This window comes from Streptomyces sp. NPDC079167 (genome assembly GCF_040686735.1).
Lineage (GTDB): Bacteria > Actinomycetota > Actinomycetes > Streptomycetales > Streptomycetaceae > Streptomyces.
In genome coordinates this window covers 133,214-144,004 of sequence record NZ_JBFBLO010000016.1, presented here as the reverse complement: position 1 = coordinate 144,004, position 10,791 = coordinate 133,214, and the positions used below count along the sequence as shown (strand labels likewise).

The 10,791-nt window shown below is 71.7% G+C and carries 13 protein-coding genes; 7 read left to right on the top strand and 6 right to left on the bottom strand.

Going from position 1 to position 10,791, the window contains the following annotated elements; translation table 11 throughout:
• Positions 1-60 precede the first annotated feature (60 nt).
• The 3 genes from AB0P41_RS28790 to AB0P41_RS28780 are packed head-to-tail and all read left to right on the top strand — an operon-like array spanning position 61 to position 2,016.
• Positions 61-924 carry an AraC family transcriptional regulator gene (locus tag AB0P41_RS28790; protein ID WP_356710137.1) on the top strand — a complete coding sequence of 288 codons (864 nt, stop codon included), beginning with the start codon at positions 61-63 and terminating at the stop codon, positions 922-924.
• Positions 925-934: 10 nt separating this feature from the next.
• A complete protein-coding gene (locus tag AB0P41_RS28785; protein WP_365934944.1) occupies positions 935-1,714 on the top strand; it encodes an AzlC family ABC transporter permease in 780 nt (259 codons plus the stop codon).
• On the top strand, positions 1,711-2,016 hold the full coding sequence (locus AB0P41_RS28780; RefSeq protein ID WP_356710142.1) for an AzlD domain-containing protein: 306 nt from the start codon (positions 1,711-1,713) through the stop codon (positions 2,014-2,016). Before AB0P41_RS28785 ends, AB0P41_RS28780 begins: the two co-directional genes overlap by 4 nt.
• Before the next feature lie 11 nt (positions 2,017-2,027).
• Here AB0P41_RS28780 and AB0P41_RS28775 read toward each other — a convergent pair whose 3' ends face one another.
• Complete coding sequence (locus AB0P41_RS28775) at positions 2,028-2,942, bottom strand: hypothetical protein (RefSeq protein ID WP_365934942.1); 915 nt, start codon at positions 2,940-2,942, stop codon at positions 2,028-2,030.
• 80 nt (positions 2,943-3,022) lie between these two features.
• Here AB0P41_RS28775 and AB0P41_RS28770 point away from each other — a divergent pair, with 80 nt between their 5' ends.
• The 4 genes from AB0P41_RS28770 to recX all read left to right on the top strand — a co-directional run bounded on the left by AB0P41_RS28770 (position 3,023) and on the right by recX (position 6,684).
• Entirely contained in the window at positions 3,023-3,217 is a 195-nt protein-coding gene (locus AB0P41_RS28770) for a DUF3046 domain-containing protein (RefSeq protein WP_104789542.1), read from the top strand.
• 175 nt (positions 3,218-3,392) lie between these two features.
• The gene (locus AB0P41_RS28765) at positions 3,393-4,547 is read left to right on the top strand and encodes an AI-2E family transporter (protein WP_356710634.1); all 1,155 of its coding nucleotides are present in this window, start codon (positions 3,393-3,395) and stop codon (positions 4,545-4,547) included.
• A 310-nt stretch (positions 4,548-4,857) separates the two neighbouring features.
• The gene (gene recA, locus AB0P41_RS28760; protein ID WP_356710146.1) at positions 4,858-5,988 is read left to right on the top strand and encodes a recombinase RecA; all 1,131 of its coding nucleotides are present in this window, start codon (positions 4,858-4,860) and stop codon (positions 5,986-5,988) included.
• 3 nt (positions 5,989-5,991) lie between these two features.
• The gene (gene recX, locus AB0P41_RS28755) at positions 5,992-6,684 is read left to right on the top strand and encodes a recombination regulator RecX (protein ID WP_365934940.1); all 693 of its coding nucleotides are present in this window, start codon (positions 5,992-5,994) and stop codon (positions 6,682-6,684) included.
• 179 nt (positions 6,685-6,863) lie between these two features.
• Here the strand turns inward: recX and AB0P41_RS28750 are convergent, their stop codons facing one another.
• The 5 genes from AB0P41_RS28750 to AB0P41_RS28730 form a co-directional block, all read right to left on the bottom strand.
• Positions 6,864-7,502, bottom strand: a complete 639-nt coding sequence (locus tag AB0P41_RS28750; RefSeq protein ID WP_365934939.1) for a hypothetical protein — start codon at positions 7,500-7,502, stop codon at positions 6,864-6,866.
• A 364-nt stretch (positions 7,503-7,866) separates the two neighbouring features.
• Positions 7,867-8,274 (bottom strand): rhodanese-like domain-containing protein, encoded by a 408-nt coding sequence (locus tag AB0P41_RS28745; RefSeq protein ID WP_365934937.1) that lies wholly within the window; start codon positions 8,272-8,274, stop codon positions 7,867-7,869.
• The gene (locus tag AB0P41_RS28740) at positions 8,271-8,789 is read right to left on the bottom strand and encodes a cysteine dioxygenase (protein WP_365934960.1); all 519 of its coding nucleotides are present in this window, start codon (positions 8,787-8,789) and stop codon (positions 8,271-8,273) included. The genes AB0P41_RS28745 and AB0P41_RS28740 overlap by 4 nt, the downstream gene beginning before the upstream one ends.
• Before the next feature lie 163 nt (positions 8,790-8,952).
• Entirely contained in the window at positions 8,953-9,039 is an 87-nt protein-coding gene (locus AB0P41_RS28735) for a putative leader peptide (protein WP_311605579.1), read from the bottom strand.
• A gap of 32 nt (positions 9,040-9,071) precedes the next feature.
• Entirely contained in the window at positions 9,072-10,706 is a 1,635-nt protein-coding gene (locus AB0P41_RS28730; protein ID WP_365934935.1) for an FAD-dependent monooxygenase, read from the bottom strand.
• Positions 10,707-10,791: the final 85 nt, after the last annotated feature.

The window sequence follows — 10,791 nt, the reverse complement described above, 5'->3', positions numbered from 1 at the left end:
GTGCGCGCCGCTCACCTTCCGGGCCTTCGGCCACCACCCCGGACCTGCGAGAATGCGAGCATGGCGGCGGTGGACACGACACGGGAATGGGCGAGGTTCTGGCAGTACGCGGAGCTGCCCCATCTCGATCTGCTGCGTGCCCGCTACGTCCGCCACACCTTTCCGCGCCACAGCCACGAGGGCTACGTCTTCGGCACGGTCACCAGCGGTGTCGAGGACGTAGGCCTCCCCGGCGGCACCGTGCATGCCGGCCCCGGCACCGTGGTCATGATCAACCCCGAGGTGCCGCACACCGCCCGCGCCGGAGTGCCCGAAGGGTGGGTGTACGCCACGCTCTACCCCTCCGCCCAGGTGATCAACGGCATCGCGGCCGACCTGACGAACCTGCGCGGCACCGTCGGCTTCGCGGAGACCGGCGTGCGGGACCCGCACGCCGCCCGTCTGATCACGGAGGTCCACCGGGCCGCCGAGGAGGGCAACGCCCTGGCCGCCGACAGCGTCCTGCGCGTCCTGGTCGCACGGCTGCTCGACCGCCACGGCAGCGTGCTGCCGGCCAGGGCTCCGCACTTCGCCGGGGCCCGGGACGCCGTCCGCGCGCGGACCGCACTGGAGGAACGGATGGAGCGGCCGCCCACCCTGGGAGTTCTCGCGGCCGAGCTGGGCACCAGCCCGTTCGCGCTGCTGCGGGCCTTCAAGAAGCAGTACGGGATGCCCCCGCACACCTGGCTCACCGACGCCCGGGTGCGCCGTGCGCGACGCATGCTCGACGCGGGGACCTCGCCCGCCGAAGCCGCCGCCGCCGTCGGCTTCACCGACCAGCCCCATCTCAACCGTCACTTCACCCGGATCGTCGGGGTGCCCCCGGGCGCCTACCAGCGCGAACGTGCAAGAACGTACAAGACCGGCGGGGATCCCGCCGCGTAGCGTTCGGGACGTGGCAGAACAGACCCCAACCCCTGAGAGCTCCGGCGCTTTCGGCGCACAGGGCGCGGACACGGAGAAGCCGGACGGCGCCGTCGTCCGGGACGCACTCGGCGTGGGCATAGCCGTGGGGCTTTCCGGGTTCGCCTTCGGAGTGACCTCGGCGGGCTCCGGACTGACCCTCCTCCAGACCTGCGCGCTGAGTCTCCTCGTCTTCACCGGGGCGTCCCAGTTCGCTCTCGTGGGCGCCCTCGCCGCCGGCGGCAATCCCTACACCGCCGCGGCCGGAGCGTTCTTCCTGGGCACCCGCAACGCCTTCTACGGGCTACGTCTGTCGCAGCTCCTCGCTCTGCCGGGCTTCCTGCGCCCCCTCGCCGCCCACTGGGTCATCGACGAGACGACCGCGGTCACACTGCCCCAGCCCACCCGGCGTGCCGCGCGCATCGGCTTCACCGTCACCGGGCTCACCCTCTACGTCCTGTGGAACCTGACCACGCTGGTGGGCGCGCTCGGGGCGCAGGCGCTCGGCGACACCGCAGCCTGGGGGCTGGACGCGGCGGGCCCCGCCGTGTTCCTGGCGCTCCTCGCGCCGATGCTGAAGAGCACCACGGAGCGCGTCACGGCGGGGCTGGCGGTCCTGCTGGTGCTGGGCCTCCTCCCGGTGCTGCCTGCGGGTGCGCCCGTACTGGTGTCCGCGCTGGCCGCTCCCGTCGTCCTGTTCCTGAACGGCCGGGGCACCAAGGGCTCGGACGAGCCCGCCGCCGAAGGCACGGCGCCCGGGGAGGGCCGATGAACATCTGGATCGCCATCGGACTCACCGCCGCCGGCTGCTATCTCGCGAAGCTCCTGGGGCTCCTGGTCCCCGCGGGAGTCCTGGAACGCCCCCTCGTGCAACGGCTGGCAGCGCTCATGCCGGTGGCACTGCTCGCGGCTCTCACCGCTCAGCAGACCTTCGCCGACGGGCAGCAGCTGGTGCTGGACGCCAGAGCGGCAGGGCTCGCCGCGGCGGCGCTCGCCCTCGTCCTGCGGGCGCCCTTCCTCGTCGTCGTGGGCACCGCCGTCGTCGTCACCGCCGCCGCGCGCGCCCTGTTCTGAGGCGGGACGGATCAGCGCGGGCCGCGGCCGTAGGCCCGGAGGGTCTGCAGGGCCCTGATCGTCACGATCGGGCGGCCCTCCAGGGCCGTCCCAGGGGCCCACTGCCGCCAGTTGACCGGCCAGCCTCCGTCCTCCTCCTGCTCGGCCGCGAGATGGTCCAGAGCGCTCTCCAGCTCTACCTCGCTGAACCAGCGACGGGCGAGCGACCCGGGTGTGCGTGCGTAGTCGTAAGGGAAGTGATGTTCCCCCGGGGCGTAACCAGGAGCCACCGGGTACTCCGCGCGGCGCCGGGGATCGAGCACCACCAGCCGCTGCTCACGCACCAGTTGCCCCAGCCGGTCGGCGGCCGATTCGGCACGCGCACGGTCGGGGACACCGTCCAGGAAGGCCACGGCGGCCTCGATCTCGTACGGATGGGACTCCTCCAGGGCGTCGACGGCGGCCCAGCAGAAGTCGGTGGCCCGGAACAGCCAGGCGTGCCACACCTGGTTGCGGTGCAGAAGTCCGACCACCGGGCCCGTCGCCAGCAGTTCGGCGGGCGGGTCGTCGACGACGGGGACGAAGGGTGCCGCGGGGTAGCCACGCTGAGAGGGGTGCAGCGCCGGCAGAGCGCCTTCCTTGGTCGACACGTCCGTCAGATAGCGGCAGATGCGTTCCACGCGCATCCCGCCGCAGCGGCCGATGGAGTCGAGGACGCTCAGTGCGTGAGCGGTGTGGAGCGGCTGGCTCACCGGTCCGCGGAGATCGGGTTCGAGCGCGTGACCGTAGCCGCCGTCCTCGTTGAGATAGGCGGCGAGCGCGGTTTCGACGGTGTCCGCGCTCCCTCCCAGAAAGAGATGGGCGAACCGCCGCTGTTCGAGGACGCGTGCGGTGAGCCAGATGAACTGCTCGGCGCGGGCGAGGGGATTTGCTCCGGTTCCAGCCATGGAACCGACCGTAGAGGGGAAAACGTCACCGGCAGAGCCCTCCGGCCCGGCTGCACTCTCAGGAGCGGGATACTGAGGGCATGCGGTTGACGATTTTCTGGGAACGGATGGCGGATCACTTCGGCGAGGCCTACGCCGACTCCTTCGCGCGCGATCACGTCATGGCGGAGCTCGGCGGCCGTACGGTGCACGAGGCCCTGGCCGCGGGGTGGGAGGCCAAGGACGTCTGGCGCGGGGTCTGCTCCGCGGTCGGTGTGCCTCCGGACAAGCGCTGAGCGGCGCGGCCCCGCACACCGGCACGCCCTCGGCGCCCGCACCGGTCCCCTCCGGGCCGGGGCGCCGGACGTCACCGCGGTGAGCGAGACTTGTCCCGTGGCACCGACAGACGAGACCGCCCAGAGCCAGCCGCCCGCACCACCGAATCCGCCGCCAGGCACCGGCCCCGTCCGCATGCCCGGCTGGCTGCCGCGCGCGATGGTCATGGCTCTGGCGCTCTACGGGTGCTTCCAGCTGAGCAGCTGGGCTTTCTACCAGCTCATCGGACTGCTGACCAACATCCTCATCTCCTTCTTCCTGGCGCTGGCCATCGAACCGGCCGTGAGCCGCATGGCCGGGCGCGGGATGCGCCGGGGACTCGCCACCTTCCTGGTCTTCCTCGCCGTGCTGATCGCCGGGGTCGGCTTCGTCGTCCTGCTCGGCTCGATGCTCGCCGGCCAGATCGTCGACATGGTCGATGAGTTCCCCAAGTACCTCGACTCGGTGATCAACTGGGTCAACCAGACCTTCCACACGGAGCTCTCCCGGGTCGAGGTGCAGGACAGCCTGCTGCACTCCGACTGGCTCCAGAAGTACGTGCAGAACAGTGCTACCGGCGTGCTCGACGTCTCGACCACCGTCCTCGGCGGGCTGTTCCGGCTGCTGATGATCTTCCTTTTCTCCTTCTACTTCGCGGCCGACGGCCCCCGGCTGCGGCGCGCGCTGTGCTCCGTACTGCCGCCCTCCCGGCAGACGGAGGTGCTGCGGGCCTGGGAGATCGCGGTCGACAAGACCGGCGGCTACATCTATTCGCGCGGACTGATGGCCCTGATCTCCGGCGTGGCGCACTACGTCCTGCTGGTGGTCCTCGGAGTGCCCTACGCGCCGGCGCTCGCGGTCTGGGTCGGACTCGTCTCGCAGTTCATCCCCACGATCGGTACGTATCTGGCCGGCGCCCTGCCCATGCTGATCGCCTTCACGGTCAATCCCTGGTACGCGCTGTGGGTGCTCGGTTTCGTCGTGGTCTACCAGCAGTTCGAGAACTACGTGCTGCAGCCGAAGCTCACGTCCAAGACGGTCGACATCCATCCCGCGGTCGCCTTCGGCTCGGTGGTCGCGGGCACCGCGCTGATGGGAGCCGTCGGAGCGTTGATCGCCATTCCGGCCGTCGCCACGCTCCAGGCGTTCCTGGGCGCGTATGTGAAGCGCTACGACGTGATGGACGACCCGCGGGTGCAGGGCGGACACCGCTGGCGGCGTGGCGAGCCGGTGCTGACGAGGATCCGCCGTGCCTTGGGGGGCTTGGGGGGCGGCGGACACGACGGGGGCCGGGCAGACGGCAGCCCATGACACCGGTCGGAGGGCCCGGCCTCCGGGCCTTCCGAGAGAGCGGTCGCCGGAACCCGATGTGAGGCCCGTCGCAATTCATTGACCTACTCGATGTCGACTGCTATAAGCGGCTACCCTCGGCCATGTCCGCCCGGCGTGGTGCGCTTGACACTGAAATCGAACATCCATTCTCATGGGATTCCGGCCGGGTTTTGCCGGACCCGACCGTGGAGTTGTCCACAGGCCGGGAGGACGTCGAGGCCCATTGTCAGTGGCAGGGGTTAGCGTCTGAGACGTGAAGCGATCGACTCAAGCAAATCGGGTGGAACCCATGGCAGGAACCGACCGCGAGAAGGCGCTGGACGCCGCACTCGCACAGATTGAACGGCAATTCGGCAAGGGCGCGGTGATGCGCCTCGGTGAGCGGCCGAACGAGCCGATCGAGGTGATCCCCACCGGGTCCACCGCGCTCGACGTCGCGCTCGGCGTCGGCGGGCTGCCGCGCGGCCGCGTGGTGGAGGTGTACGGACCGGAGTCCTCCGGCAAGACGACGCTGACGCTGCACGCCGTGGCGAACGCGCAGAAGCTCGGCGGCTCGGTGGCGTTCATCGACGCGGAGCACGCTCTGGACCCGGAGTACGCGAAGAAGCTCGGCGTCGACATCGACAATCTCATCCTCTCGCAGCCGGACAACGGCGAGCAGGCGCTGGAGATCGTGGACATGCTCGTCCGCTCGGGTGCGCTCGACCTGATCGTCATCGACTCCGTCGCCGCCCTGGTGCCGCGAGCGGAGATCGAGGGCGAGATGGGCGACTCGCACGTGGGTCTGCAGGCCCGTCTGATGAGCCAGGCGCTCCGGAAGATCACCAGCGCGCTCAACCAGTCCAAGACCACCGCGATCTTCATCAACCAGCTGCGCGAGAAGATCGGCGTGATGTTCGGCTCGCCGGAGACCACGACCGGTGGCCGGGCGCTGAAGTTCTACGCCTCGGTGCGTCTGGACATCCGCAGGATCGAGACGCTTAAGGACGGAACCGACGCCGTCGGTAACCGCACTCGCGTCAAGGTCGTCAAGAACAAGGTGGCGCCGCCGTTCAAGCAGGCCGAGTTCGACATCCTCTACGGCCAGGGCATCAGCCGTGAGGGCGGCCTGATCGACATGGGCGTGGAGCACGGCTTCGTCCGCAAGGCCGGCGCCTGGTACACGTACGAGGGCGACCAGCTCGGCCAGGGCAAGGAGAACTCCCGCAACTTCCTCAAGGACAACCCCGACCTGGCCAACGAGATCGAGAAGAAGATCCTCGACAAGCTGGGCGTCGGTGTCCGTCCGGAGGACGCCGCGGCGGAGCCCGCAGCCGATGCGGCGGTCACCACGGGTGCCCCGGCCGACGGTGCGGCAAAGTCGGTGCCGGCTCCCGCGACCAAGGCCAAGCCCGCCAAGGCCGCGGCGGCCAAGAGCTAGGCCGTGACGCGTCGCACGGAGTGGCCGGGCACCGACGCGGGTGCGGCCCCCGGCCCCGAGTACGCCGCAGAACCGTCCGGGGGTCCCCCGGAGCCCGGCCGGGGGGCCGGGTTCGGTGAGGGGGCGGGCCGTCGTTCCCGCTCCCGCTCCAGAGGCAGCGGTTCCCCTTCCTCGTCGAGGGCCGAGAAGGGGGAACCGCGAGACCCGGTCGAGCAGGCGCGCAACATCTGTCTCAGGCTGCTGACCGGGACCCCGCGCACCCGCAAGCAGCTGGCCGACGCGCTGCGTAAGCGGGAGATTCCCGACGAGGCTGCGGAGGAGGTCCTCTCTCGGTTCGAGGACGTGGGACTGATCGACGACGCCGCGTTCGCGGACGCGTGGGTCGAGTCCCGGCATCACGGGCGAGGGCTGGCCCGGCGTGCCCTCGTGAGGGAGCTGCGCACCAAGGGGGTGGACCCGACAGTGATCGACGAGGCGGTCGGGCAGCTCGACCCCGAGCAGGAGGAGGAGACCGCCAGGGAGCTCGTGGCACGCAAGCTCCGCTCCACCCGGGGGCTGGACCGCGACAAGCGTCTGCGCCGGCTCGCGGGCATGCTCGCGCGCAAGGGGTACGGCGAGGGGATGGCCCTGCGCGTGGTGCGTCAGGCGATCGAGGCGGAGGGGGAGGACATGGAAGGACTGGACGAGCCCTTCTGACCGGTGAGAGGGGAGCGGGGGAGCAGCAGCCAGGCCGGCGTGGGGGTCGGGCGCCCGGCCGCGGGGGCGATGGGGGCGTAATCGGCAGGCCAGGAGGATGGTCTGCTGCGGTGGCGGAGGGGGGCACCGCAGCGGACCGCACCTGGTGCCGGGAGCGGGGCGGGCGGAAGTCCGGGCGCTCAGTGTCCTGCGAGGGCCGCGCGGCGGATCGTGGCGTCGATCAGGGCCAGTGCGTGGGCGGCGGTGCGGCCGGGGTGCCGGTTCCAGGGGCCGATCAGACCGGCCCAGCCCTGCGAGCGCAGCTCGGTGATCATCCACGCACCGGCTCGGTCGACGGTTTCGAGCGACCCGTAGCCGAGCCGGTGGGCCGTCAGCATGGCCCCGCAGAGACAGCGGGCGCCACGGGCGTTGCGCAGGCGACAGGGGGTGTTCTGCCAGCCCCACTCCGTGAGGATCTGCCGGGCGTAGCCCAGATGGATGGACGGGCGCACATCGGACTGCCCGATGCGGCGCCACGCGTGCAGACGCTCGGGAAGTGCGGCGCCGAGGCGCCCGGGAAGCGGGCGCTCGCGCGGCCCTCGCGGAGGCAGGGCCCGCAGGGAGTCCTCGACGAGCCGGTCGACGGGCACGGACAACAGGTCCCGCCAGTCCGCCGGGGACGAGGGCCGCGCCTCGTCGTCCGGTACGGACATCGGGGGTGCGGGCTCCCGGGCGGCTGTCTGCTCCCAGCCTGTGACGATGCGCTGCCACGCGTCGGTGTCATGGAGCCGGGAGGCCTGGGCGTCGAGCTGGTCCGGGGTGAGCTGAGCGGTTTCCATCGGCGCGACATCTCCGTACATTCCGGTCCTCGGTGATGAGGCGAATGTCCGTCGCGCGCGGTGATTGCTCCACCGGGGAGCAGCGTTCGGGTGGGTCGGAGTGCCGTTCGGTCCAGTGAGGGCCCGATGACGGATAACGGATGACTGTGCCACCGGCCACCGGCCACCGATCACCGGCCACCGGCCACCGGCCACCGATCACCGGCCACCGATCACCGGCCACCGGCCACCGGCCATCGATCACCGGCCATTCAACAGGCGCCATGGGGAGTGACCGGGCCACCGGTACGGGTCGGCGGCGGCCGCCAGGCCTGGAGGCCAGGTGCGCCGGGTGCGCTTCCGGTCAGCGCCGGTGCGCCTCCGGTCAGCGAGTGACCGGGAGCCCGGCCGCGCGCCACGCCTGGAAGCCGCCGGTCAGATCCGTGGCCCGGTGCAGCCCCAGCTGTCGCAGGGAGGCGACCGCGAGACTCGAGGCGTAACCCTCGTTGCAGATCACCACGACCCTCAGATCGTGGCTCACCGCCTGCGGGACACGGTGGCTTCCCTGCGGATCGAGCCGCCACTCCAGCTCGTTGCGCTCGACGACCAGAGCCCCGGGGATCAGGCCGTCCTTCTCGCGCAGCGCCGCGTAACGGATGTCGACCAGCAGCGCGCCTCCGGCAGCCTCGGCTGCGGCCTCCTCGGGCCCGATCCGCTCGTAGCCCGCCCTTATCCGGTCGAGCAGTTCATCGATGCCCACCGGGTTTCCATGGCCCTGGCCCGCCTCGCTCACTGCCAGTCCTCCGGTCGTTCGGTCTGCTCAAGGCGCAGCACCGCTCCCGTGCGGCTGTAGCGGCGGATCTGTGGCAGGGGCGGGTAGTACGCGTGGACCGATACGGCGTGCTCGTCACCGGACTCGTTGAGCACCTCGTGGACGTGGTGCCGGCCGAAAGCCCTGCCCTGCCCGGTCGCCAGGAGCCGGTCACGGTCGATGCCCTCGCTCAGTTCGAGCGTCTTCCAGCCGTCCGTGGGCAGTCGCGCGGCCAGCGAGTGTTCCCTGAGGGCGCCGGCCGCGACGGTGAAGGCCCCCGTCGACCCGGCGTGGTCGTGCCAGCCCGTGCCCGTACCGGGCGGCCAGCCGATCAGCCACGCCTCGCTGCCGCCGGGGCTCTCGACCCGGAGCCAGGTGCGGCCCGCGGGGTCGAGCGGGAGCGAGGCGATGAGCGCGGCGTCCTGCGCGGTCCGGCGGACGAAGTCGAGCAGTTCCGGGGTGGTCGGGGCCGGGGCCGTACCGGCGACGGCGGGCACCCTCGCGTCGTCGGCAGCGGGGGTCGCAGGACCCGCTCCCACGGCGGACTCGGGCGCGGGCGTGGGCAGGGTGGGAAACGATGCAGACACAGGGACCGTCCTGAGGAGTTCGCGTGGACGCACAGCCGCGCGCGAAACAGCACGGCGTGCGGGGAAGGGCGATTCAGCAGGACGGGCGACACACGCAGCCCGCATAGCGGACGAGGTCCATATGGACCCTCCGCCACAGGCGCACATCGGTGTCGGTCATGATCTGGAGTACACCATGTGCGCCTGCGACGGTCAATTGACGTCCGCGGTCCGGTCGGAGCTCTTGGTGGTGCGTGCTCGGTCGCCGTGCGCCGTGTCCGGGCCACCCCCGCGCGCCGCGTCCGCCGCCGCGAACAGTTCGGCGGGCCGCACACCGTTGAAGGCCGCGACGAGATGCCCGTCCGGCCTGACCAGCAGCACCGTATGGGCTGTCGCCCCCGGATAGCTCTCGGTCACCAGCAGCTCGGCGTTCACGGGGAGGGAGTCCACGGCCTCGACGAGCCGGGGCATGACACCCGCGGTCATCCAGTGCCGCCTGTCCCACACCCCCGTGCCCGGTGCGACCAGGATCACCAGCAGATGCCCCAGACCCAGCCGGTCGCGCAGCCGCACCGTCCTCCCGTCGGGCGCGGTCACCCGCACATCGGCGACCGGAGCACCGGGGTCGGTCCCCACCGGTGCGTGCGCCTCGGCGTGTTGAGGCGAGAGAGGGGAGTGCGTGTACGAGGGGGGCGCGCCCAGGGGCCCGCACCCCAGATGGCCATCGGCCAGCAAGGTGTCGTGCCCGCGCGCGGCACCGGGTACGAGCGTCCGGAGACCCGCGCCGCCCCGCAGTATCGGCAGTGACTGGTCGGCGGCGCGCAGCCGGGAGGCGACGGCGGCCCGGCGCTCGGCCTGGTAGCTGTCGAGCAGGAGCTCCGAGGCACTCTGGTGCCAGGCCTGCGCGAGCTTCCAGGCCAGGTTCTCGGCGTCCCGCAGCCCCTCGTCCAGGCCCTGGGTGCCGAGCGCGCCCAGCAGATGGGCGGCGTCCCCGGCGAGGAAGGCGCGCTCGGACCGCCAGCGCCTGGCCAGCCGGTGATGGAGGGTGTACACGCCCGTGTCCAGCAGCTCGTAGGCCGGAGTCTCCCCGCACCAGCCCTCGAGGGTGTCGCGGATCCTGGTGATCAGGGCTTCGGGGGTGACCAGTTCACCGCGCGGCGGAAGGAGCCAGTCAAGCCGCCAGACACTGTCGGGCAGCGGTCGCGCGGTGACCTCGGCCCCACCGGTGCGCCAGGGAGGGGACCGGTGCAGCACCGCTTCGCCCGGCCAGGGCAGTTCGGCGCGGAGTGCGGCGACAGCGTGCCGCTCGACCGCCGTACGACCGGGGAACCTGATGTCGAGGAGCTTGCGTACGGTGGACCGCGCGCCGTCGCAGCCCACCAGGTAACTCCCGCGCCACCAGGTCGATCCGGGGTCCCGGGTGTGCACCGTGACCCCGTGCGCGTCCTGCTCCAGGGTGTCGATCCTGCTGAACGGCACCATGGTGACCAGGTCCTGCGCCGCGACCGCGGCCCGCAGACCGCCTGCGAGCGCGTGCTGGGGCAGATGGACTGGCGAGGGCAGCGGTACGGTGCCCTCCTCCTCGCCCAGCGGTACGGCCCGCACCAGTTGCTTGCGCCGCACCGAACGCCAGCCGGCCCACCGCAGCCCTACGTCGTGGAGCGCCGGGCAGCCGAGCCGTTCCACCAGGTCCGAGGTGTCCTCGCGCAGCACGACAGTGCGGGCAGGGCGCGGTTCGTCCTTCCCGGGGCCCTCGTCGAGCAGCACGGACGGAACGCCCTGTGCCGCGAGGGCGAGCGACAGCGCGAGCCCGACCGGGCCCGCGCCGACGACGATCACCGGGTCCACGGGGTGAACCCTCCGGCGCCGGTGGGAGCGGACGTGGAGGTCCTGGAGGCCGAGGGGGAGAAAGGGGGGCCGGCGGCGGTGGTTC